This window comes from Streptomyces panaciradicis, from assembly GCF_023516615.1.
In the GTDB taxonomy this organism is placed as follows: Bacteria; Actinomycetota; Actinomycetes; order Streptomycetales; family Streptomycetaceae; genus Streptomyces; species Streptomyces panaciradicis.
This window is the reverse complement of the sequence record NZ_JAMGBF010000023.1, coordinates 60,209-82,646: the sequence shown is the minus strand read 5'-3', so window position 1 is coordinate 82,646 and position 22,438 is coordinate 60,209. Positions and strand designations below refer to the sequence as shown.

The 22,438-nt window shown below is 70.5% G+C and carries 21 protein-coding genes and 1 pseudogene; 14 read left to right on the top strand and 8 right to left on the bottom strand.

Features of this window, described 5'->3' with window-relative positions; all coding sequences use genetic code 11:
- Positions 1-162: 162 nt before the first annotated feature.
- The 11 genes from rpsB (at position 163) to M8J74_RS10745 (ending at position 11,371) form a co-directional block, all read left to right on the top strand.
- Positions 163-1,086: a 30S ribosomal protein S2 gene (gene rpsB / locus M8J74_RS10795; RefSeq protein WP_249836164.1), complete on the top strand. Its 924-nt coding sequence runs from the start codon at positions 163-165 to the stop codon at positions 1,084-1,086.
- 158 nt (positions 1,087-1,244) lie between these two features.
- Complete coding sequence (gene tsf, locus M8J74_RS10790; RefSeq protein WP_249836163.1) at positions 1,245-2,081, top strand: translation elongation factor Ts; 837 nt, start codon at positions 1,245-1,247, stop codon at positions 2,079-2,081.
- A gap of 171 nt (positions 2,082-2,252) precedes the next feature.
- Positions 2,253-3,011 (top strand): UMP kinase, encoded by a 759-nt coding sequence (pyrH, locus tag M8J74_RS10785; RefSeq protein ID WP_058922723.1) that lies wholly within the window; start codon positions 2,253-2,255, stop codon positions 3,009-3,011.
- A 144-nt stretch (positions 3,012-3,155) separates the two neighbouring features.
- Entirely contained in the window at positions 3,156-3,713 is a 558-nt protein-coding gene (gene frr / locus M8J74_RS10780; protein ID WP_030943211.1) for a ribosome recycling factor, read from the top strand.
- Positions 3,713-4,879 (top strand): phosphatidate cytidylyltransferase, encoded by a 1,167-nt coding sequence (locus M8J74_RS10775; RefSeq protein WP_079077912.1) that lies wholly within the window; start codon positions 3,713-3,715, stop codon positions 4,877-4,879. Before frr ends, M8J74_RS10775 begins: the two co-directional genes overlap by 1 nt.
- Positions 4,880-4,980: 101 nt before the next feature.
- Positions 4,981-5,430, top strand: coding sequence for an SRPBCC family protein (locus M8J74_RS10770; protein ID WP_249836162.1), 450 nt, complete (start codon positions 4,981-4,983; stop codon positions 5,428-5,430).
- Between the two features lie 82 nt (positions 5,431-5,512).
- On the top strand, positions 5,513-6,619 hold the full coding sequence (gene rlmN / locus M8J74_RS10765) for a dual-specificity RNA methyltransferase RlmN (protein ID WP_058922718.1): 1,107 nt from the start codon (positions 5,513-5,515) through the stop codon (positions 6,617-6,619).
- 199 nt (positions 6,620-6,818) lie between these two features.
- Positions 6,819-7,895: a thiamine ABC transporter substrate-binding protein gene (locus tag M8J74_RS10760; protein WP_249836161.1), complete on the top strand. Its 1,077-nt coding sequence runs from the start codon at positions 6,819-6,821 to the stop codon at positions 7,893-7,895.
- A gap of 44 nt (positions 7,896-7,939) precedes the next feature.
- Complete coding sequence (locus M8J74_RS10755; protein WP_249836160.1) at positions 7,940-9,538, top strand: ABC transporter permease; 1,599 nt, start codon at positions 7,940-7,942, stop codon at positions 9,536-9,538.
- Positions 9,539-10,558 (top strand): ABC transporter ATP-binding protein, encoded by a 1,020-nt coding sequence (locus M8J74_RS10750; protein WP_249836159.1) that lies wholly within the window; start codon positions 9,539-9,541, stop codon positions 10,556-10,558.
- 24 nt (positions 10,559-10,582) lie between these two features.
- Positions 10,583-11,371 (top strand): maleylpyruvate isomerase family mycothiol-dependent enzyme, encoded by a 789-nt coding sequence (locus M8J74_RS10745; RefSeq protein ID WP_249836158.1) that lies wholly within the window; start codon positions 10,583-10,585, stop codon positions 11,369-11,371.
- Between the two features lie 64 nt (positions 11,372-11,435).
- Here the strand turns inward: M8J74_RS10745 and M8J74_RS10740 are convergent, their stop codons facing one another.
- On the bottom strand, positions 11,436-12,128 hold the full coding sequence (locus tag M8J74_RS10740) for an LAETG motif-containing sortase-dependent surface protein (protein ID WP_249836157.1): 693 nt from the start codon (positions 12,126-12,128) through the stop codon (positions 11,436-11,438).
- 160 nt (positions 12,129-12,288) lie between these two features.
- Positions 12,289-13,410: an LOG family protein gene (locus tag M8J74_RS10735; protein ID WP_249836156.1), complete on the bottom strand. Its 1,122-nt coding sequence runs from the start codon at positions 13,408-13,410 to the stop codon at positions 12,289-12,291.
- 65 nt (positions 13,411-13,475) lie between these two features.
- On the opposite strand from M8J74_RS10735, the gene M8J74_RS10730 reads away from it, so the two are divergent.
- Entirely contained in the window at positions 13,476-13,727 is a 252-nt protein-coding gene (locus M8J74_RS10730; RefSeq protein ID WP_249836155.1) for a hypothetical protein, read from the top strand.
- A 15-nt stretch (positions 13,728-13,742) separates the two neighbouring features.
- Here M8J74_RS10730 and M8J74_RS10725 read toward each other — a convergent pair whose 3' ends face one another.
- The 5 genes and pseudogenes from M8J74_RS10725 to M8J74_RS10705 all read right to left on the bottom strand — a co-directional run bounded on the left by M8J74_RS10725 (position 13,743) and on the right by M8J74_RS10705 (position 18,645).
- Complete coding sequence (locus tag M8J74_RS10725) at positions 13,743-14,150, bottom strand: VOC family protein (RefSeq protein WP_249836214.1); 408 nt, start codon at positions 14,148-14,150, stop codon at positions 13,743-13,745.
- 110 nt (positions 14,151-14,260) lie between these two features.
- A complete protein-coding gene (locus M8J74_RS10720; protein WP_249836154.1) occupies positions 14,261-15,637 on the bottom strand; it encodes a hypothetical protein in 1,377 nt (458 codons plus the stop codon).
- 212 nt (positions 15,638-15,849) lie between these two features.
- Positions 15,850-16,569: pseudogene (locus M8J74_RS10715) on the bottom strand (ABC transporter ATP-binding protein); the annotation flags it as partial.
- Between the two features lie 190 nt (positions 16,570-16,759).
- Positions 16,760-18,142, bottom strand: a complete 1,383-nt coding sequence (locus M8J74_RS10710; protein ID WP_249836153.1) for an aspartate aminotransferase family protein — start codon at positions 18,140-18,142, stop codon at positions 16,760-16,762.
- Positions 18,127-18,645 carry an Lrp/AsnC family transcriptional regulator gene (locus tag M8J74_RS10705; protein ID WP_058922707.1) on the bottom strand — a complete coding sequence of 173 codons (519 nt, stop codon included), beginning with the start codon at positions 18,643-18,645 and terminating at the stop codon, positions 18,127-18,129. The genes M8J74_RS10710 and M8J74_RS10705 overlap by 16 nt, the downstream gene beginning before the upstream one ends.
- Before the next feature lie 176 nt (positions 18,646-18,821).
- Here M8J74_RS10705 and M8J74_RS10700 point away from each other — a divergent pair, with 176 nt between their 5' ends.
- Positions 18,822-20,261, top strand: coding sequence for a gamma-aminobutyraldehyde dehydrogenase (locus M8J74_RS10700; protein WP_058922706.1), 1,440 nt, complete (start codon positions 18,822-18,824; stop codon positions 20,259-20,261).
- 112 nt (positions 20,262-20,373) lie between these two features.
- A complete protein-coding gene (locus M8J74_RS10695; protein ID WP_249836152.1) occupies positions 20,374-21,549 on the top strand; it encodes a polyamine ABC transporter substrate-binding protein in 1,176 nt (391 codons plus the stop codon).
- A 21-nt stretch (positions 21,550-21,570) separates the two neighbouring features.
- Here M8J74_RS10695 and M8J74_RS10690 read toward each other — a convergent pair whose 3' ends face one another.
- Positions 21,571-22,251, bottom strand: a complete 681-nt coding sequence (locus tag M8J74_RS10690) for a YceI family protein (RefSeq protein ID WP_249836151.1) — start codon at positions 22,249-22,251, stop codon at positions 21,571-21,573.
- Positions 22,252-22,438 lie beyond the last annotated feature (187 nt).

Genomic DNA, 22,438 nt, shown 5'->3' with positions numbered 1-22,438 from the left:
GGCGATCCGGGTCACCGGGTCGACTTCGCACGCCCCGACATCAGGTGGTCACCCGCCGGTGTCAGCGCCTCTCGGTCCTTCGCGGCAAGGCGCACGCGGGCGTCAGGCGCGGGAGCCGTCCGGTACCCGCGGCACAACCGAGAAAACCAAGGAGAAACGGCCATGGCCGTCGTCACGATGCGGGAGCTGCTGGAGAGCGGCGTCCACTTCGGTCACCAGACCCGTCGCTGGAACCCGAAGATGAAGCGCTTCATCTTCACCGAGCGCAACGGCATCTACATCATCGACCTGCTCCAGTCGCTGTCGTACATCGACCGCGCCTACGAGTTCGTCAAGGAGACCGTCGCCCACGGCGGCACGGTCATGTTCGTCGGCACGAAGAAGCAGGCGCAGGAGGCCATCGCCGAGCAGGCCACCCGCGTCGGCATGCCCTACGTCAACCAGCGCTGGCTGGGCGGCATGCTCACCAACTTCTCCACCGTCTACAAGCGTCTGCAGCGCCTCAAGGAGCTTGAGCAGATCGACTTCGAGGACGTCGCGGCCTCGGGTCTGACCAAGAAGGAGCTTCTCGTGCTCTCGCGCGAGAAGGCCAAGCTGGAGAAGACCCTCGGCGGTATCCGCGAGATGCAGAAGGTGCCCAGCGCCGTCTGGATCGTGGACACCAAGAAGGAGCACATCGCGGTCGGCGAGGCCCGCAAGCTCAACATCCCGGTCGTCGCGATCCTCGACACCAACTGCGACCCCGACGAGGTCGACTACAAGATCCCGGGCAACGACGACGCGATCCGCTCCGTCACCCTGCTCACCCGCGTGATCGCCGACGCCGTCGCCGAGGGCCTCATCTCCCGCAGCGGTGTGGCCACCGAGGGCAAGGAGAAGGCCGCGGGCGAGCCGCTCGCCGAGTGGGAGCGCGACCTGCTCGAGGGTGAGAAGAAGGCCGACGAGGCCGCCCCCGCCGCCGAGGCCGAGAAGCCGGCCGAGGCCGCCGAGGCTCCCGCCGAGGCCGCTGAGGCCCCTGCCGAGGCCCCCGCGGCCGAGGCTCCGGCCGCCGAGGCCGCCCCGGCCGCGGACGCCGAGCAGGCCTGACCCGTCAGCGTCAGTGGTGACGGCGGGGGCGGCGACATCAAGTCCGCCCCCGCCGTTCACCCGTAGGTCGGCGGTGAGTCAGCGGCCCCCGACCACATGGGGGCCACAGACCCCGTAGATCTTCGATCTTCCAGACTTCGAGAAAGATTCACAGACTCATGGCGAACTACACCGCCGCCGACGTCAAGAAGCTTCGTGAGCTCACCGGCGCCGGCATGATGGACTGCAAGAAGGCGCTGGACGAGGCCGAGGGCAACGTCGACAAGGCCGTCGAGGCGCTCCGCATCAAGGGCCAGAAGGGCGTCGCCAAGCGCGAGGGCCGCTCCGCCGAGAACGGCGCCGTGGTCTCCATCATCGCCGACGACAACTCCTCCGGCGTCCTGGTCGAGCTGAAGTGCGAGACGGACTTCGTCGCCAAGGGCGAGAAGTTCCAGGCCGTCGCCACCGCGATCGCCGAGCACGTCGCGAAGACCTCCCCGGCCGACCTCGACGCCCTGCTCGCCTCCGAGATCGAGGCCGGCAAGACCGTCCAGGCGTTCGTGGACGAGGCCAACGCCAACCTGGGCGAGAAGATCGTCCTGGACCGCTTCGCGCAGTACTCCGACGGCTACGTCCTCGCGTACATGCACCGCACGATGCCCGACCTGCCCCCGCAGATCGGTGTCCTCGTCGAGCTGGACAAGCCGAACGCCGAGGTCGCCAAGGGCATCGCCCAGCACATCGCCGCCTTCGCGCCGAAGTACCTCTCCAAGGAGGACGTGCCGGCCGAGGTCGTCGAGTCCGAGCGTCGCATCGCCGAGGAGACCACCCGCGCCGAGGGCAAGCCCGAGGCCGCCCTGCCGAAGATCGTCGAGGGTCGCCTCAACGGCTTCTTCAAGGACGCCACGCTGCTCGGCCAGCCGTACGCGCTCGACAACAAGAAGTCCGTCCAGAAGGTCCTGGACGAGGCCGGTGTCACCCTGAAGCGCTTCGCGCGCATCAAGGTCGGCATCTGAGTCCGTACCGCGATCGGCGCGCGACCCCGATAGGGTCGTACGCGGTTGTCAGCGGGTGACGGACGACAGCGGATCTGACGAGGAGGCCATTGCCGAGCATGGGAGCGAAACGCCACCCCAGCGGCAATGGCCTTCTTCGTATGTGCAACACGTGAAAGAGGCGGGATCTCCATGACCACCAAGCCCCAGAAGAGCGACGACGGCAAAGTACGCGGCCGGTTTCTGCTGAAGCTGTCCGGTGAGGCCTTCTCCGGTGGTGGGGGCCTGGGGGTCGACCCCGACGTGGTGCACAAGATCGCCCGCGAGATCGCGGCCGTCGTCCGCGACGGCGCGGAGATCGCGGTCGTCATCGGCGGCGGCAACTTCTTCCGCGGCGCCGAGCTCCAGCAGCGCGGCATGGACCGGGCCCGCTCGGACTACATGGGCATGCTCGGCACCGTGATGAACTGCCTCGCCCTCCAGGACTTCCTGGAGAAGGAGGGCATCCAGTCCCGGGTGCAGACCGCGATCACCATGGGGCAGGTCGCCGAGCCGTACATCCCGCTGCGCGCCATCCGGCACCTGGAGAAGGGCCGCGTGGTCATCTTCGGCGCCGGTATGGGCATGCCCTACTTCTCCACCGACACCACCGCCGCCCAGCGCGCCCTGGAGATCGACGCCGAGGCGCTGCTGATGGGCAAGAACGGCGTCGACGGGGTCTACGACTCCGACCCCAAGCGCAACCCGGACGCCGTCAAGTTCGACTCCCTCGGCTACGGCGAGGTCATCACCCGCGACCTGAAGGTCGCCGACGCCACCGCCATCACGCTGTGCCGCGACAACAAGCTCCCGATCCTCGTCTTCGAGCTTCTGGCCGAGGGCAATATCGCCCGCGCCGTCAAGGGTGAGAAGATCGGCACGCTGGTGGGTGACCAGGACAGCCGGGACTGACAGGCAACACCTACGGAGCCTGACCGGGGGATGGACAATGTCCCGCAGGTCGGGAACCGTGCAGGAAGAAGACGCGACGCAGCCGGCCGCCGCCCCACCTAGGAACCGCAGCCGGGCCTCACTCAAGACACGCAGGAGCAAGTGGTGATCGAAGAGACCCTCCTCGAGGCCGAGGAGAAGATGGAGAAGGCCGTCGTGGTCGCCAAGGAGGACTTCGCCGCGATCCGCACCGGCCGTGCGCACCCGGCGATGTTCAACAAGATCGTGGCCGACTACTACGGCGCGCCGACGCCGATCAACCAGCTGGCTTCGTTCTCCGTGCCGGAGCCGCGCATGGCGGTCGTGACCCCGTTCGACAAGACGGCCCTGCGCAACATCGAGCAGGCCATCCGCGACTCCGACCTGGGCGTCAACCCGAGCAACGACGGCAACATCATCCGGGTGGTCTTCCCCGAGCTCACCGAGGAGCGCCGCCGCGACTACATCAAGGTCGCCAAGGGCAAGGCCGAGGACGCGCGCGTGTCCATCCGTTCCGTGCGCCGCAAGGCCAAGGACGCCATCGACAAGCTGATCAAGGACGGCGAGGTCGGCGAGGACGAGGGCCGCCGCGCCGAGAAGGAGCTCGACGACTCCACCCACAAGTACGTGGCACAGGTCGACGAGCTCCTGAAGCACAAGGAAGCGGAGCTGCTCGAGGTCTGATGAACGACTCTTCCTGGGGAGCGCCGCCACACACCGGGTCGCAGGCCGGCTACTGGGGGCCCCATGACCAGGGGCCTGTCCAGGGGGCTGCCCCGGCGGGTCCCGCGTACGATGCGCCCAAGGCGCAGCAGACTCGCCCCATGCCCATCGTGCCCGACGGACCCGTACCTCGGTACGGCGACGACCAGGATGACGACCGGGGGGCCGCTCGGCTGAGCGGCCCCTTGTTCCGCGACGAATCGCCGCAGGCGCAGACCTACGACATGCCGCAGGCACCGCCCCACCCGGCGGCGCAGCAGAATCCGGAGCCCATGCCCGACGCCCCTCAGCCGGCGCCGCCGCCGCAGAAGAAGAGCGCGGGGCGCGACCTGGGCGCGGCCATAGGGGTCGGCGTCGGGCTCGGCGTGGTGATCATCGCGTCGCTGTTCGTCGTCAAGGCCGTCTTCGTCGGCGTCGTCGCGGTCGCGGTCGTCGTGGGCCTGTGGGAGCTGACCAGCCGGCTGCAGGAGCGCAAGGGCATCAAGGCGCCCCTCGTCCCGCTGGCGCTCGGCGGCGCGGCGATGGTTGTCGCCGGGTACGTCCGCGGCGCCGAGGGCGCATGGGTGGCGATGGCGCTGACGGCCCTCGCGGTCCTCGTCTGGCGCATGACGGAGCCGCCGGAGGGCTACCTCAAGGACGTCACGGCGGGCGTCTTCGCGGCCTTCTACGTCCCGTTCCTCGCGACCTTCGTCGCCATGATGCTGACGGCCGACGACGGCCCGTGGCGGGTGCTGACCTTCCTGCTCCTGACGGTCGTCAGCGACACGGGCGCGTACGCCGTCGGCTGGCGCTTCGGCCGGCACAAACTGGCGCCGCGCATCAGCCCGGGCAAGACCCGCGAGGGCCTGCTCGGCGCGGTGTCGTTCGCGATGGTGGCGGGCGCGCTGTGCATGCAGTTCCTGATCGACGACGGCGCCTGGTGGCAGGGCCTCGTCCTCGGCCTCGCGGTCGCGGCCAGCGCCACGCTGGGCGACCTCGGCGAGTCGATGATCAAGCGGGACCTGGGCATCAAGGACATGGGCACGCTCCTGCCGGGGCACGGCGGCATCATGGACCGCCTGGACTCGCTGCTGCCGACGGCTCCGGTGGTGTGGCTGCTGCTGGTGCTGTTCGTCGGATCGGGCTGACAGGTCTGCGAAGTCCCGCTCGCACGATGGCGCTGCCGTCGGGCGAGTGGGACGATCCCGGTGTAAGCCCTCAAAGGGAATGTCCCTGAAGAGGAGGCGCCATGTCCGCCATCCATGAAGAGTTCGACGTGGACCGCCGTCCCGAGGATGTCTGGGCGTACGTCACCGACCCAGCCCACCTGCCGGAATGGCAGCTGAGCGCGATCTCCGCCGAACAGCTCGACGACAGCCCGTTCGGCCTGGGCTCCCGCGTCCGCGTCACCCGGCACATGGGTCGGCGCGAGATGCCGATGACCATGGAGTGCACCGAGTACGACCCGCAGCACTCCTGGTCCGTGCACGGAATCGACGGCCCGGTCAGGGGCATCTTCCACGCCGAGCTCACCCCCATCGACGACGGCCGACGCACCCACGTCACGATGGACCTCGACTTCGAGGGCCACGGCATCGGCAAGCTCCTGCTGCCCCTCGTCGTCCGCCCCCAGGCCCGCAAGGAGATGCCGCGCAACGAGCGCCTGCTGAAGAACAAACTGGAACAGACGGCGGCCTAGCGCGCCCGCCACTCCACCCTCCCTGGGCTCCGGTCGCGGGGCAGACCGGTACACCGGATTGATCTGCGACACTGGTTGAGCTATGCCTAAGCCCGGAGAACTCACTTTCGTCGCCCCCCGTGGAGCCAAGAAGCCGCCGCGGCATCTTGCCGATCTCTCGCCCGCCGAGCGCAAGGACGCGGTGGCCGCGATCGGGGAGAAGCCGTTTCGTGCCAAGCAGCTCTCGCAGCACTACTTCGCGCGGTACGCGCACGACCCGGCGGAGTGGACGGACATCCCGGCCGGCTCGCGCGGGAAGCTGCAGGAGGCGCTGCTGCCCGAGCTGATGACCGTCGTACGGCATCTGTCGACCGACCAGGGCACCACCCGCAAGACGCTGTGGCGGCTGTTCGACGGCACGCTCGTCGAGTCCGTGCTGATGCGGTACCCGGACCGGGTGACCATGTGCATCAGCTCGCAGGCCGGCTGCGGGATGAACTGCCCGTTCTGCGCCACCGGGCAGGCGGGGCTGGACCGGAACCTGTCCACCGCCGAGATCGTCCACCAGATCGTGGACGGGATGCGGGCGCTGCGGGACGGGGAGGTCCCGGGTGGACCCGCCCGGCTGTCCAACATCGTCTTCATGGGGATGGGGGAGCCGCTCGCCAACTACAAGCGGGTCGTCGGGGCCGTCCGCGCGCTGACCGACCCCGCCCCGGACGGGCTCGGGCTCTCCCAGCGCGGGATCACCGTCTCGACCGTGGGGCTCGTGCCCGCCATCCACCGGTTCGCCGACGAGGGCTTCAAGTGCCGGCTGGCGATCTCCCTGCACGCCCCCGACGACGAGCTGCGCGACACCCTCGTGCCCGTGAACACGCGGTGGAAGGTGCGCGAGGTGCTCGACGCCGGGTTCGAGTACGTCGAGAAGAGCGGACGGCGCCTGAGCATCGAGTACGCGCTCATCCGCGACATCAACGACCAGGCCTGGCGGGGCGACCGGCTCGGACGCCTGCTGCGCGGCAAGCCCGTGCACGTCAACCTCATCCCGCTCAACCCGACGCCCGGCTCGAAGTGGACCGCCTCCCGGCCCGAGGACGAGAAGGCGTTCGTCGAGGCCATCGCGGCCCATGGTGTACCGGTGACCGTCCGGGACACCCGGGGGCAGGAGATCGACGGTGCCTGTGGTCAGCTCGCGGCCACCGAGCGGTAGCCTGAGCCCGTACACACATATTCATATTCCGACAGGGGAGCGCCACAGCGCTGAGAGTGCGGCAACCGGGCCGCAGACCCTCTGAACCTTGCCCAGGTCATTCTGGGTAGGAAGTTCGGTCATCACTCAAGCTGTTGCGCCCTGCCCGGATCCGTCCGGGCAGGGCCGCGTCTCTTCCTGGTCACCCAGGAGGAACTCAGTGCACACCAAGACGTTCGTCGCCGCGGCCGTCGGCCTCGGCCTGATCACGTTGTCCGCGTGCGGATCGTCGTCCGGCGCCCAGGCGTCCGGCGACTCCAAGACCGTCACCCTCGTCAGCCACGACTCGTGGGCGGTCTCCAAGAGCGTCCTCGCCGACTTCGAGAGGCAGTCCGGCTACAAGGTCAGGGTCCTCAAGAGCGGCGACGCCGGCCAGGCCGTCAACAAGGCCCTCCTCACCAAGGACAACCCGCAGGGCGACGTCTTCTTCGGCGTCGACAACACCCTGCTCTCGCGGGCCCTCGACAACGGGCTCTTCCAGCCCTACGAGGCCAAGGGCGCCGACACCGTCCAGCCGCAGTTCCGCGTCGACCCGGCCAAGCACCGGGTCACCCCCATCGACTACGGCGACATCTGCGTCAACTACGACAAGGCCTACTTCAGCAAGCACAAGCTGACCCCGCCGCGGTCCTTCGACGACCTGGTCAAGCCCGCCTACAAGAACCTCCTCGTCACGGAGAACGCCTCCACCTCCTCGCCCGGCCTCGGCTTCCTGCTCGGCACCGCCGCGCAGTACGGCGACGACGGCTGGCAGGGCTACTGGAAGAAGCTCAAGGCCAACGGCGTGAAGGTCGTCGACGGCTGGGAGCAGGCCTACAACCAGGAGTTCTCCGGCTCGGCCGGCGGCAAGAAGGCCAAGGCCGACCGGCCGCTCGTCGTCTCCTACGCCTCCTCGCCGCCCGCAGAGGTCGTCTTCGCCGACCCGCGGCCGAAGACCGCGCCGACCGGGACGTCGTACGGCACCTGCTTCCGGCAGATCGAGTACGCCGGTCTGCTCGACAACGCGAGGAACGCCAAGGGCGGCAAGGCGTTCATCGACTTCCTGCTCGGCAAGGAGTTCCAGCAGGACATGCCGCTGAACATGTTCGTCTACCCGGTGGTCGAGGGCGCGAAGGTGCCCAAGGAGTTCACCGAGTACGGTCCCGCCGCCAAGGACCCGCAGACCATGGCCCCGACGAAGATCGCGGCCGACCGTGACCAGTGGGTCAAGTCGTGGACGTCACTCGTACTGAAGTAGCCCCGCGTCCGGCGCGGCGGGGGAGCGCGGCGCGGCTCGGGCTCATGGCCCTGCCCGTCGCGTTCTTCGCCGTGTTCTTCGCCTGGCCCGTCGCCGCGATCGTGGCGCGCGGGCTGAGGACGGACGGGCGCTGGCACCTCGGCCGGATCGTGGACGTCGTCACGCAGTCCGACATCCGGCACGTGCTGTGGTTCACCACCTGGCAGGCGCTCGCCTCCACCGCGCTCACGCTGCTGATCGCACTCCCCGGCGCGTACGTCTTCGCCCGCTTCGACTTCCCCGGCAGACAGGTCCTGCGGGCCGTCGTCACCGTCCCGTTCGTACTGCCGACGGTCGTGGTCGGTACGGCGTTCCTGGCGCTCGTCGGACGCGGGGGACTGCTGGACGAGCTGTGGGGCGTACGGCTGGACACGACCGTGTGGGCCATCCTGCTGGCGCACGTCTTCTTCAACTACGCCGTGGTCGTACGGACCGTCGGCGGGCTGTGGGGGCAGCTGGACCCGCGGCAGGAGGAGGCGGCGCGCATGCTCGGCGCGTCCCGCCTCCGGGCCTGGCGCACGGTCACCCTGCCGGCGCTCGGGCCCGCCGTGGCCGCCGCCGCGCTGATGGTCTTCCTGTTCACCTTCACCTCCTTCGGCGTGGTGCAGATCCTCGGCGGTCCGACCTTCTCCACGCTGGAGGTCGAGATCTACCGGCAGACCTCCGAGATCTTCGACCTGTCCACCGCCGCCGTCCTGACGATCGTGCAGTTCGTCGCGGTGGGCGCGATCCTCGCCGTGCACGCGTGGACGGTACGGCGCCGGGAGAGCGCCCTGCGGCTGGTGGACGCGGGCGGCACCGCCCGGCGGCCGCGTGGCGCGGGGCAGTGGGCGCTGCTGGCCGGTGTCCTCGCCACCGTCGCCGTCCTGCTGCTCCTCCCGCTCGCCGTGCTGGTGCAACGCTCCCTCGGCGGCTCGGACTTCGGCTACTACCGGGCGCTGACACGGGACGACGACACCTTCCTCGTGCCGCCGATCGAGGCGATCGGCAACTCCCTTCAGTACGCCCTCGCCGCCACCGCCATCGCCCTCGTGATCGGCGCCCTCGCCGCCGCGGCCCTGGCCCGCAGGGACGCCGGCCGGCTGGTGCGCGGCTTCGACGCGCTGCTGATGCTGCCGCTGGGCGTCTCCGCGGTGACCGTCGGCTTCGGCTTCCTGATCGCCCTGGACCGGCCGCCACTGGACCTCCGGTCCTCGTGGATCCTGGTGCCGCTCGCCCAGGCGCTCGTGGGCGCCCCCTTCGTCGTACGGACCATGCTGCCCGTGCTGCGGGCCGTGGACGCCCGGCTGCGGGAGGCGGCGGCCGTGCTGGGGGCCTCGCCGTGGCGGGTGTGGCGCGAGGTCGATCTGCCGCTGGTGCGGCGGGCGCTGCTGGTCGCCGCCGGGTTCGCGTTCGCCGTGTCGCTAGGGGAGTTCGGGGCCACCGTGTTCATCGCACGGCCGGACAACCCGACCCTGCCGGTCGCCGTGGCGCGGCTGCTGGGCCGGCCCGGTGATCTCAACTACGGCCAGGCGATGGCCCTTTCGACGATTCTGATGGCGGTGTGCGCGGTGGCGCTGCTGGTGCTCGAGCGGCTGCGCACCGACCGGAGCGGGGAGTTCTGAATGCTGCTGAGCCTGGAAGACGCCACCGTCCGCTTCGGCGGGCGGGCCGTGCTCGACGCCGTCGGCCTGGACGTCGCCGAGCACGAGGTCGTGTGCGTGCTCGGGCCGAGCGGCAGCGGCAAGTCGACGCTGTTGCGGGTGGTGGCGGGACTGCAGGAGCTGGGCGCCGGCCGGGTGCTGCTCGACGGGCGGGAGCAGTCCGGGGTGCCCGCGCACCGGCGGGGCGTGGGGCTGATGTTCCAGGACCACCAGCTGTTCCCGCAGCGGGACGTGGGCGGCAACGTCGCCTTCGGGCTGCGCATGCACGGGGCGTCGAAGGCCGAACAGGGCGCTCGGGTGAGGGAGTTGCTGGAACTCGTCGGCCTGCCGGGGGCCGCAGGCCGGGCCGTCGCCTCGCTGTCCGGCGGCGAACAGCAGCGGGTGGCGCTGGCGCGCGCCCTGGCGCCCCGGCCGCGGCTGCTGATGCTGGACGAGCCGCTCGGCCAGCTCGACCGCTCGCTGCGGGAGCGGCTGGTCGTCGAACTCCGGGAGCTGTTCGGCCGGTTGGGCACGACCGTGCTGGCCGTCACGCACGACCAGGGCGAGGCCTTCGCGCTGGCCGACCGGGTCGTGGTGATGCGGGACGGGCGGATCGCCCAGTCCGGTACGCCGCTTGAGGTGTGGCAGCGGCCGGCCAACGAGTTCGTGGCCCGCTTCCTCGGCTTCGACAACGTGGTGGAGGGCACGGTCGCGGGGGCGGCGGCGGACACCCCCTGGGGCAAGGTGCCGGTGCCCGAGGACGCCCCCCAGGGCACGCACGCCCTCCTGGTCCGCCCCGCGGGCGTCCGGCTCGTCCCGGCCGACGAGGGGCTGCGCTGCACGGTCGCCGCCCGCACCTTCAAGGGCACCCACGTCGCCGTACACCTCCAGCCGCCGAAGGCGCCCCGGCTGGAGGCGGCGTGCGCGCTGCGGGAGGCGCCCGAGGTCGGCGACACGGTCGGGGTGGAATTCGACGCCGCCGAAATCGTGGTGCTGAACTGATCACTCCCTCCGTATGGTGCGGGCATGACACTCCTTCCGCATGACCGCTACTGCGCCGAGATCGCCCACCAGGTCGAACGGCTGAGGGCGGTGGTGACCTCGGGGGCCGATCTGTCGGCCACCGTCCCCACCTGTCCCGACTGGACCCTGGAACAGCTCGTGCTGCACATGGGCGGCGTCCTGCGCTGGTCGGGGACGCTGGTGCGGACGCGGGCGCAGGAGGACATCGCCGACGAACTGGTGCCGCGCGGCGACGGCCCGGAGACCCCGGGCGACGCGGCCGCCCTGGACGCCTGGCTGGCCGAGGCCGGCGAACTGGTCGTGGGCGCGCTGCGCGAGGCCGGGCCCGACGCGAAGGTGTGGAGCTGGGCCGACGATCAGACCGCCGCCTTCTGGGCCCGCCGCATGGCCCACGAGATCACCGTCCACCGCGCCGACGCCACGCTCGCGGCGGGACTGCCGTACGACGTGGCCCCCGAGATCGCCGCCGACGCGATCGACGAGTGGCTGGAGATCGTGCAGCTGATGGGCCGGCGCGGGGAGGCGGAGCAACCGCTGCGGCCCGGCGGCAGCATGCACCTGCACGCCACCGACGCCGCGCCGGAGGCGAACGCCGAGTGGCTCGTCGAGGGCACCGAGGAGGGCATCGTCTGGCGCCGCGGCCACGAGAAGGCGACCGTCGCCCTGCGCGGCCCGCTCACCTCGATGCTGCTCGCCCTCTACCGCCGACAGCCGCTGGACGGGCCGGGGCTGGAGGTCGTGGGGGACCGGGACGTGCTGGAGTTCTGGCTGGACCGGGCGACCTTCGGCTGAACACGACCGCGGCCCGTCCCCCGGGGATACGGGGACGGGCCGCGGCCTGTTGCGAAGTGAGGCGTCAGCGCGAGCTGTTCGCCCCGCGACGGCGCATGCCGAAGTAGACGGCGGCGCCGCCCACGACGACCAGGCCGCCCGCGATACCGGCGATCAGGCCGGTGTTGGAGTTCGCACCGGTCTCGGCGAGGTTGGAGTCACCGGCCGCCGGGGACGGCTCGTTGTCGGTGCTGCCGGCCGGAGCGGTGCTGCTCTCCGAGGCCGACGGGGTCGGCGACTCGGACGCCGGGGTGGAGGCGGACTCCGACGGCGACGGGCTGGCCGGCGGGGTCGACTCGCCCTTGGAGCAGCCCTCGGCGGGGGTCGTCAGGTTCGGCGTGATGTCCTTGTCGACGATCGGGTGGTCCTTGTCCTTCCCGGCCGTGACGTGGACGCGGTACTCGGCCTTGGGCTGCCAGTCCTCGTTGAACGTGACGGTGACACCCTCGCGCGAACCGGTGACGTCCTGCTCACCGATCTGCTTCGCGTCGGCGCCGTTGCTCTCGAGGAACACGGTGATCGTGGCCGGGGTGCCGGAGGCGTCCTTGTCGGTGACGACGATGACGCCCTTGCCGCCGTCGCACTTGGCTTCGGCGGAGAACTCGTTGATGTTGCAGGCGAGCGCGGAGCCCGCGGCGCTCACGGCGAGCGCGGTGGAGGCGGCGGCGACGCCCAGGATCTGCGCTGAACGACGCGCGGTGCGGCGAGTTATGGACACGTTTGCCCTTCACGGGAGGCACAACTGCGGGGGGTTGCAGGGGAGGTGGGGCGACGGTGAGGTGAGGCTCCACCATCCCCATGAGGCTCACAGGTCTATAAGCGTTCCATAAGGAGTGTCAATCCGAAGCCGGGCAAGGCGGGTTGGCTTTACTCTCTTATTAACCACCCAGACGTTTCAACGCCGCCGGCGCCTCCTCGATCCGGTCAACGAGGGCGATACGGGACTCCATCGAGCGTTCCCGGGCGAGTGCCTGCAAGAGGGGCCAGGTCGGCAGCCGCTCCGTCCAGTGCTCCCGGTCGACCAGCACCATGGGCGTCGGTTCGCCCCGCGACTGGTAGTAGTTGGGCGTCGCGTTGTCGAATATCTCCTGTACGGTGCCGGCCGCGCCCGGCAGGAAGATCACCCCCGCGTTGCACCGGGCCAGCAGGCCGTCCTCGCGGGTGGCGTTGGCGAAGTACTTGGCTATGTAGGCGGCGAAGGGGTTCGGCGGCTCGTGGCCGTAGAACCAGGTGGGGATGCCGACCGAGTGGTTGCCCTTCGGCCAGCGGCCGCGCACCTCGAAGGCCGCCTGCGCCCAGTCGGTGATCGACGGCGTGAACGAGGGCGCCCGGGCGAGGAGCCGGCAGGCCTCCTCCAGCATCTCGTCCTCGTAGGGCGCCGCGTACGCGCCCAGGTTCGCCGCCTCCATCGCGCCCGGTCCGCCGCCGGTGGCCACGGTCAGCCCGTCGCGGCTCAGTTCGCGGCCCAGGCGCGCGGCGCCCGCGTACGCCTCCGTGCCGCGTGCCATCGCGTGGCCGCCCATGACGCCCACCACCCGTGACCCGCGCAGGAGTTCGTCCAGGGCGTCGGAGATGGAGTCGTCGTGCACGGCTCGCAGCATCGACGCGAAGATGTCGCCGTCGGCCTTCGTGTCCTGGAACCAGGCGTAGGCCAGGGCGTCCGGCGTCTGCTCGTACCCCTTCTCCAGCGAGGCGAACAACTCGTCAGCCGTGTAGAGGCGCCCTCGGTAGGGATCGAAGGGGAGGGCCGGAACCGGCGGGAAGACGAGGGCGCCGTCGGTCCGGATCTTCTGCGCCGCGTCCGCTCGCATCGGGCAGCCGAGGAAGACCGCGCCCGAGGTGTCGGTGGTGAGCAACTCCCGTGTACGGTCCGTCAGATCGACGGCCTGCACTCGGTAGCCGGCGAGGGTGCCGCGGGCCGAGACGGTCGCGTCGAAGTCCTCGAGCGTCTCGATCTCGCGTTCGTCGTGATGGGCCGCATGGGCCGGGCTGGTCTGCACCCGGCCATGCTAAGGAGGGGAACGGCAGCGGCGGGACGAGGAGTCCTGAGGAGGGAGAGGCCGGCATGGAGCTCAAGGACATCCTGGCCGACTGGCAGGACTACGACGTAGCGGCCTTCCGGCTGGGGGTGTTTCTGGGCGTCTTCCCGCCCGACCAGAAGTTCTCCGGTGTGAAGCGGATGTTCTGGACGGACGGATATCCGCTCGGCGACATGCTGGTGGAGTTCCTGGACCGGATGGCGCAGGCCGGCGTTCTCCTCAAGGACGAGGACGACGACCGGTACCGGTGGAACCCGGAGCCCCTCGACCTGTCGTGAGGGGCCGGAGGGCGTTCAGCCCTGGACCGCCGCCGGGTCCATCCACATGACCTCCCAGGTGTGGCCGTCGAGGTCGTCGAAGGCGCGGCCGTACATGAAGCCGTGGTCCTGGGTCTCGCCGGTGGCCGTGCCGCCCGCGGCGATGGCCTTGTCGACGAGCTCGTCGACCTTCTCGCGGCTCTCGGCGCTCAGACAGATCAGCGTCTCGCTCGTCTTCGTCGAGTCCGCGATCTCCTTCTTGGTGAAGTCCGCGTACCGCTGCTTGCTCAGCAGCATCGCGACGATGGTGTCGCTGATCGTGACGCAGGCGCAGTCGTCGGTGCTGAACTGCGGGTTGATCGCGTAGCCGAGCTCCGTGAAGAACTTCTTCGACGCGTCGACGTCGGCGGTCGCCAGGTTCACGAAGATCATCTGCTGGTACATCGGGGTCTCTCCCATCGGGCGTTGCGTGCTGTTCGGTGGGTAGACCGCGGTGCCGCGCGCGACTCATCGGCGGTCGGGAGATTTCCAGGGAGATTTCTTCCCCCGGGTATTCAGCGGGTGAGGGGCAGGGCCGCCAGCTCGGCCACGAGCACGGTGAGCGGGCCGAAGAGGGCCAGCAGGGCGGCGGCGCGGAGGGCGGCCGCGCTGCGCAGCATGGTGGCGGGGGCGCCCAGGCGCAGCAGGGCGGCCGTGGTGTCGGCCCTGGCCTGTCGGGCCTCGACGGCGGCGGTCAGGAGGGTGGCGATCGTGCAGCCGGTGACGAGGAGGGTGCCGAGGGTGGTGAGCGGTCCGAAGGCGGGCTCGTCCGGTTCCGGGATGTACAGGGCGGTCATGGCGTAGGCGGCGGAGGCCACCGCGCAGACGATGCCGAGGGGGCGGCCGATGCGGCCGGCCTCCTCCATGAGCACGCGGCCCGCGAGGAGACGCAGCGCGCCGGGCCGGACGGACTGCAGGAGGCGGCCGGTGAGGTGGGTCAGGCCCGGGGCGGCCAGCGCGAGACCCACGGCGGTGAGGAGGAGACCGGCGAGGACGGCCGGGGTGGTGGACGCCAGGTTGCCGGGCAGGGCGAGGGTGCGGGTGGACGCGGCCGCGGCGGCGTACGCCTCCACCGCGAGGCCCGCGGTGAGGGTGGCGACGCCCCAGGGCAGGCCGGCCGGGGGCTTGCGGGGGGCGGGGGGAGCGTCGTGGCCGTCGGTGCCGGGTGCCGGCTGTGCGGTGTCCGGCTCCGGGGACGGTGCGTCACCCGCTCGCTCCGGGCGAGTGCCGGCCGCCACGCCCGCGGACGGCGCCGCCGACAGCGGTCGCAGGCGCGCGCCGAAACGGCCGTACGCGCCGAAGGTCTCCCGGGTCGTCGACCTGCCGTGGGCGCCGAAGCGGCCGAAGGAGCGGCCCGCGCCCGGTGCCGGCTTCGGGCGGGTCTCCCGCGGCCTGAGTACCAGGATCACCGCCGCCGAGGCGATGACCGGCACCAGTGCCAGCAGCGTCAGGGCGGCCGGCAGCGGCAGCGGCTGGTCGGCCGCCAGCGACCGGGCCGCCGCCCCGTCGAAGGGCATGCCCGTCCGGTCGCCCCGCAGGTGCAGGAAGAACAGCAGGGCGGTCATCGAGCCCAGCGTGCAGGAAAGGGCCGTGGTGGTGGCGGAGATGGTCATCAGGCGGCCCGGTCCGAGACCGATGGCGGACAGGCCCGGGCGGGGCCGGGTGGCGGGGTCCGTGCGGGCCACCGCCACCGCGAAGTGGACCGTGGCGGCCAGCGGGGTCAGGCACCAGGCCAGGCGGAACAGGGACGCGGAGGGGTGGTCGGGGTGGCCCAGGGCGTAGCCGAGGGTGCACAGCAGGAGGAAGCCCGTGCCCGCCGAGGCCATGGCCACCGTCAGGCGGCGCAGGTGTACGGCGGGGTGGGCGCCGAGGGTCAGACGGAGAGCGAGCACGCGGCCCCCTGACCTTCCGTCTCGACCCCTTGCCCCGCGGGCTTCGCGGCTTGTCCTTCCGGTTCGGGCCCCTGGCCCTCCGGCCGGCCGTTCGCGCTGTCCGGTTCCGCCCCGCGGCCCGCGGCCCGCGCCTGGCCCTCGGTCTCCGTTCCGCGGTCGTCCTGTCGCCGTCCTCGGCCCCGCGAGGCCGCCGTTCGGGTCTGTGGCTCCGTCGCTCTCGACTCGGGGGCCGGGAACGCCGGGAGGTGGAGGGTGTTGACCCGGCGGCCGTCCAGGAGGGAGACCGTGCGGTCGGCGAGGGCCGCCGTCTCGGGGTCGTGGGTGGCCAGGACGACGGTGATGCCGTGCGAGCGGGCCGCGGTCGTCAGCGTCCGCAGCACGTGCGCGCGGTCCGCGCGGTGCAGCGGGGCGGTCGGCTCGTCGGCGAAGAGGACCGTCGGCGCGGGCGCCAGGGCCCGGGCGATGGAGACGCGCTGGCGTTCGGCCTGGGTGAGTTCGTGCGGGCGGTGGCGCGAGCGGTCACCGATGTCCAGGCGCTCCAGCCACTCCAGGGCGGCCGTCTTGGCCCGGCGGCGGCCGGTGCCGCGCAGCATGAGGGGGAGGGCGGCGTTCTCCCACACGTTGAGTTCGGGGACGAGGGCCGGTGCCGGGTCGATCCAGCCGAAGCGGTCGCGGCGCAGGCGCTCACGGGTGAGGGGGCGCATCGTGTGGACGGGCACGCTGTTGAACCAGACCTCGCCGCGCTGGGCCGGCGCGAGTCCGGACAGGCAGCGCAGCAGGGTCGTCTTGCCGCTGCCGCGCGGGCCGCTGACGGCGAGGATCTCGCCCTCCTGGACGCCGAGCGAGACGCCGAGGAGCGCGGGCGAGCCGTCGCTGTGCTGGAAGTGCAGGGCGCGTGCCCAGAGCACGTCGTTGTCCGGCGGGGCCACCATGGGCGTACACCTCGGTTCAGATCCGTTTTTGCCGTGCCAATCCCCCGTGCGGGGGAACGAAGACAGGGCCGATCGGTCACTCGCACGCTAGGCAGCCGTAGGCCGGAGGCCGGACAGCACACGGCCCCGGGCGCCCGTTCTCACTCGAACGGGCGGCACCGGGGCCGTTGTTGATCACAGAGTCAGCTCATCAGAGCTTCGTCCACGCCTCCGTCAGCGTCGCGCGCAGGATCTGCTCGATCTCGTCGAAGGTCTCCTGGTTGGAGATCAGCGGCGGGGCGAGCTGGACGACCGGGTCGCCGCGGTCGTCGGCACGGCAGTACAGGCCGTTGTCGAAGAGGGCCTTGGACAGGAAGCCGTACAGGACGCGCTCGGTCTCCTCGTCGTTGAAGGACTCCTTGGTGTGCTTGTCCTTCACCAGCTCGATGCCGTAGAAGAAGCCGTTGCCTCGGACGTCGCCGACGATCGGCAGGTCGTGCAGCTTCTGGAGGGTCTTCAGGAAGGCGCCCTCGTTGTCCAGCACGTGCTGGTTGAGGCCCTCGCGCTCGAACAGGTCGAGGTTGGCCAGGCCCACGGCCGCGGAGACCGGGTGCCCGCCGAAGGTGTAGCCGTGCAGGAAGGTGTTGTCGCCCTTGTAGAACGGCTCGGCGAGGCGGTCGGAGATGATGCAGGCGCCGATCGGGGAGTAGCCCGAGGTCATGCCCTTGGCGCAGGTGATCATGTCCGGGATGTAGTCGAACTTGTCGCAGGCGAACGTCGTGCCGAGGCGGCCGAAGGCGCAGATGACCTCGTCCGAGACGAGCAGCACGTCGTACTGGTCGCAGATCTCGCGCACGCGCTGGAAGTAGCCGGGGGGCGGCGGGAAGCAGCCGCCGGCGTTCTGCACCGGCTCCAGGAAGACCGCAGCGACGGTGTCGGGGCCCTCGAAGAGGATCTGCTGCTCGATCTGGTCGGCGGCCCAGCGGCCGAAGGCCTCCGGGTCGTCGCCGAAGAGCGGGGCGCGGTAGATGTTGGTGTTCGGCACCTTGTGCGCGCCCGGCACCAGCGGCTCGAAGGGGGCCTTCAGGCCCGGCAGGCCGGTGATGGACAGAGCGCCCTGCGGGGTGCCGTGGTAGGCGACCGCGCGCGAGATGACCTTGTACTTGGTGGGCTTTCCGACCAGCTTGAAGTACTGCTTGGCGAGCTTCCAGGCGGTCTCCACCGCCTCGCCGCCGCCGGTGGTGAAGAAGACCTTGTTCAGGTCGCCGGGGGCCTCGTGGGCCAGCCGCTCGGCCAGTTCGACGGCCTTGGGGTGGGCGTAGGACCACACCGGGAAGAACGCCAGCTCCTGGGCCTGCTTGGCGGCGGTCTCGGCGAGCTCGGTGCGGCCGTGACCGGCCTGGACCACGAAAAGCCCCGCGAGACCGTCCAGGTAGCGCTTGCCCTTGTCGTCGTAGATGTAGGTGCCCTCGCCCCGGACGATCGTCGGGACGGGGGAGTTCTCGTACGAGGACATGCGGGTGAAGTGCATCCACAGGTGGTCGTACGCGGTGCGGCTGAGGTCCTTCTCGGTCACGGTTATCGGGTTCCCCACATGTAGGTCTGCTTCTTGAGCTTGAGGTAGACGAAGCTCTCGGTGGAGCGCACGCCGGGCAGGGCCCGGATGCGTTTGTTGATGACGTCCAGCAGGTGGTCGTCGTCCTCGCAGACGATCTCGGCGAGGATGTCGAACGAGCCCGCGGTCATCACCACGTACTCGACTTCCGACATGTCCGTCAGCGCGTCCGCGATGGACTCGACATCGCCCTCGACGTTGACACCGACCATCGCCTGCCGGCGGAAGCCCACGGTGAGCGGGTCCGTGACGGCGACGATCTGCATCACGCCCTGGTCGAGCAGCTTCTGCACGCGCTGGCGCACGGCCGCCTCGGACAGGCCCACGGCCTTGCCGATCGCGGCGTACGGACGCCTGCCGTCCTCCTGGAGCTGTTCGATGATGGCGAGGGAGACGGCATCCAGGTGAGGAGTGCCGTTCCTGGACTCGCGGGTCGAGTCCCTGTGCTCTGCGCTTCGACTGGCCACGCCCTCACTCTGCACGACGTCTCGACAGTTCCGCAAGGGTCGACCTATGAAATTCGTTGTTTACGAGACCGAGACCTGCGGATTTCGCAGCCTTGGCGCGAACGGGGGTGTTGAAAACGTGGGCTTGCGGATTAGGGTGGGTGTCTCAGCCAATGGACACGTTGGATCCACTCGAACTTGGAGGGCCGGCAGTGAGCACCGAGCTGCGTCGTCTGCGCAACTACATCGACGGTGAGTTCCGGGACGCCGCCGACGGACGGACCACCGAGGTGGTCAACCCCGCGACCGGCGAGGCGTACGCGACCGCGCCGCTGTCCGGGCCGGCGGACGTGGACGCCGCGATGGCGGCCGCCGCCGCGGCCTTCCCGGGCTGGCGCGACACGACCCCGGCCGAGCGCCAGAAGGCCCTGCTGAAGATCGCGGACGCCTTCGAGGAGCGCGCCGAGGAACTGATCGCGGCGGAGGTCGAGAACACGGGCAAGCCCATCGGCCTGACGCGGTCCGAGGAGATCCCGCCGATGGTCGACCAGATCCGCTTCTTCGCGGGCGCGGCGCGGATGCTGGAGGGCCGGTCGGCCGGCGAGTACATGGAGGGCCTGACCTCCATCGTCCGCCGCGAGCCGGTCGGCGTCTGCGCGCAGGTCGCGCCGTGGAACTACCCGATGATGATGGCCGTGTGGAAGTTCGCGCCGGCGATCGCGGCCGGCAACACGGTCGTGCTCAAGCCCTCGGACACCACGCCGGCGTCGACCGTGCTGATCGCCGACATCATCGGCGGCATCCTCCCCAAGGGCGTCTTCAACGTCATCACCGGCGACCGGGAGACGGGCCGGCTGATGGTCGAGCACCCGACCCCGGCGATGGCCTCCATCACCGGTTCGGTGCGCGCGGGCATGCAGGTCGCGGAGTCGGCGTCGAAGGACCTCAAGCGGGTCCACCTGGAGCTCGGCGGCAAGGCGCCGGTCGTCGTCTTCGAGGACACCGACATCGCCAAGGCCGTCGAGGACATCTCCGTGGCGGGCTTCTTCAACGCCGGGCAGGACTGCACGGCGGCCACGCGCGTGCTCGTGCAGGAGGGCATCCACGACGAGTTCGTGGCGGCGCTGGCGAAGGCCGCCGCCGAGACCAAGACGGGGCAGCCGGACGACGAGGACGTGCTGTTCGGCCCGCTCAACAACCCCAACCAGCTCAAGCAGGTCTCCGGGTTCATCGAGCGGCTGCCCGCGCACGCCAAGGTCGAGGCCGGCGGCCACCAGGTCGGCGAGAAGGGCTACTTCTACGCCCCGACCGTCGTCTCCGGGCTGAAGCAGGACGACGAGATCATCCAGAAGGAGGTCTTCGGCCCCGTCATCACCGTGCAGTCCTTCTCGGACGAGGACCAGGCGGTGGAGTGGGCCAACGGCGTGGAGTACGCGCTGGCGTCGTCGGTGTGGACCCGCGACCACGGCCGGGCCATGCGGATGTCGAAGAAGCTGGACTTCGGCTGCGTGTGGATCAACACGCACATCCCGCTGGTGGCGGAGATGCCGCACGGCGGGTTCAAGAAGTCCGGTTACGGCAAGGACCTCTCGGCCTACGGCTTCGACGACTACACGCGGATCAAGCACGTCATGACGTCGCTGGACGCCTGAGCGGCAACGGGCAGTTGGGGACCGGACATCGACAAGGTGTCCGGTCCCTCCGTCGTTCTCCTCGACGCAGCGTCGATTGTCGGTGCACGGATGAGAGCGCCATGCTGCGGCCATGTCCCTCACGCCGAAGTACCGTGCGCTTCCCCGCCGTTCGCTGCTGCTCGCGCTCCTCGGCGGGGTGGCCGGCTGCGGGGTGCCCGCCGCCTACGTGCGGCCCGGCGAGCGTGCCGTCCCGGACCTGTCGGCCCGTCAGCGGAAACTGACCTGGGCGAACTGGCCGCTGTACATCGACACCGACGACGACCACCCCGGCCGGCGCCCGACGCTCGAGGCGTTCGAGAAGCGCACCGGGATCTCGGTGACGTACACCGAGGAGATCAACGACAACGACGAGTTCTTCGGCAAGATCAGCCCGGCGCTGATGAACCACCAGCAGACCGGCCGCGACCTGATCGTCATGAGCGACTGGATGTGCGCGCGGTTCGTCCGGCTGGGCTGGGTCCAGCGGATGGACCGGGCGAAGCAGCCGAACGTCGCCGCGCACCTCGACCCGCTGCTGCGCTCGCCCGCCTTCGACCCGGGCCGCCGGTACACGGTGCCGTGGCAGTCGGGCATCACCGGCATCGCGTACAACCGCAGGAAGCTCGGTCGCGAGATACGCAACGTCTCCGACCTGTGGGCGGGCGACCTCAAGGGGCGGGTGACGCTGCTGTCCGGGCTGGACGAGGCGTTCGCGCTGCTGATGCAGGGCAACGGGGTCGACATCACCCGCTGGACGGCCGCGGACTTCCACAAGGTCTGCGACCAGGTGGAGAGGGCCGTCGCGACCGGCCACATCCGCCGCTTCACCGGCAACGACTACACCAAGGATCTGGTCACCGGAGACGTCCTGGCCTGCCAGGCGTACTCCGGTGACGTCATCCAGCTGCGGGCCGACAACCCCGACATCCGGTTCGTGGTGCCCGAGGAGGGCGGCGAGCTGTGGTCGGACTCCCTGATGATCCCGGACCGGGCACTGCACAAGCGCAACGCCGAGCGGCTCGTCGACCACTACTACGAGCCCGAGGTCGCCGCCGAACTCGCCGCCTGGGTCAACTACGTCTGCCCCGTGCCGGCCGCCCGGGACGTCCTCGCCGCCGCCAAGGACAAGGACACCGCGGCCCTCGCCGAGAACGCGCTGATCTTCCCGGACGCCGCGATGCGCAGGCGGCTCGTGATCGCCCGGGACATCACGTCGGGGGAGCGGGTGGAGTTCGCGAAGCGGTGGAACGCGATCGTGGGGCTGTGAGCGGACGGCCGCGCGTCCCCGTCAGCCGCGGGTCATGCGGATCGCCGCGATGTCGAACTGCAGGCGCACCTTCTCGCTCACCATGGCACCGCCCTCCGCCAGGCGCTGGTTGTACGTCAGGCCCCATTCGGAACGGTTGATGGTGGTCGTGCCGTCGAAGCCGACCCGCTCGTCCCCGAAGGCGTCGGTGACATGGCCGATGTAGGTGAGCTCCAGGTCGACCGGGCGGGTGACCTTCTTGATGGTGAGGTCGCCGGTCATGCGGTAGACATCGTTTCCCACCAGGCGTACGGCCGTGCTGACGAACCGCATCTGCGGGTAGGAGCGGGCGTCCAGGAAGTCGCGGCCGACGAGGTGGGCGTCGCGCTGCTCCACACCGGTGTCGACGGACGCGGTGTTCAGGACGATCTCGGCCCGCGAGCGCGAGGGGTCGGCGCCGTCGAAGTACAGACGGCTGTCGAACTCCGCGAACGACCCGCGCACGGTGGTCACCAGAGCGTGCCGAACGGAGAAGCCGATCCGGCTGTGCGCGGGGTCGACGACCCACTCCCCGGTCAGGGACGCGAGAGACGGGTCCGGCACCCCGGCCGGTGCCGGCTGCGGCTGACCGGGCCTGCGTTGGGGGAGGGGCGGGGCCGTGGAGGCGGGGGCGGTGGGGGGAGCCGGGCGGCGCTGGGACGACGCACGGGTGAACAGGTTCATGATTCACGTACTTACGTCATGTCAACTACGGCCGCAAGTGTCCTTGGCAACCCGCACACACGGTCGTCACGAATTGCCCCCGGGCGTGAAGAAGTTCGCCGGCCCTCCGGCAAGAGGCTTCTGCCGCCCGGAGGTTGAGGCGCGACGCACGGACCGTCGCCTCATCGGCTTTGCCATCTCTTTACAA

Coding starts and splice junctions, on each gene's coding strand:
- rpsB (WP_249836164.1), top strand. CDS start 163: ATGGCCGTCGTCACGATGCGGGAGCTGCTGGAGAGCGGCGTCCACTTC.
- tsf (WP_249836163.1), top strand. CDS start 1,245: ATGGCGAACTACACCGCCGCCGACGTCAAGAAGCTTCGTGAGCTCACC.
- pyrH (WP_058922723.1), top strand. CDS start 2,253: ATGACCACCAAGCCCCAGAAGAGCGACGACGGCAAAGTACGCGGCCGG.
- M8J74_RS10775 (WP_079077912.1), top strand. CDS start 3,713: ATGAACGACTCTTCCTGGGGAGCGCCGCCACACACCGGGTCGCAGGCC.
- M8J74_RS10770 (WP_249836162.1), top strand. CDS start 4,981: ATGTCCGCCATCCATGAAGAGTTCGACGTGGACCGCCGTCCCGAGGAT.
- rlmN (WP_058922718.1), top strand. CDS start 5,513: ATGCCTAAGCCCGGAGAACTCACTTTCGTCGCCCCCCGTGGAGCCAAG.
- M8J74_RS10755 (WP_249836160.1), top strand. CDS start 7,940: ATGGCCCTGCCCGTCGCGTTCTTCGCCGTGTTCTTCGCCTGGCCCGTC.
- M8J74_RS10750 (WP_249836159.1), top strand. CDS start 9,539: ATGCTGCTGAGCCTGGAAGACGCCACCGTCCGCTTCGGCGGGCGGGCC.
- M8J74_RS10745 (WP_249836158.1), top strand. CDS start 10,583: ATGACACTCCTTCCGCATGACCGCTACTGCGCCGAGATCGCCCACCAG.
- M8J74_RS10730 (WP_249836155.1), top strand. CDS start 13,476: ATGGAGCTCAAGGACATCCTGGCCGACTGGCAGGACTACGACGTAGCG.
- M8J74_RS10725 (WP_249836214.1), bottom strand. CDS start 14,150: ATGTACCAGCAGATGATCTTCGTGAACCTGGCGACCGCCGACGTCGAC.
- M8J74_RS10695 (WP_249836152.1), top strand. CDS start 20,374: ATGTCCCTCACGCCGAAGTACCGTGCGCTTCCCCGCCGTTCGCTGCTG.
- M8J74_RS10690 (WP_249836151.1), bottom strand. CDS start 22,251: ATGAACCTGTTCACCCGTGCGTCGTCCCAGCGCCGCCCGGCTCCCCCC.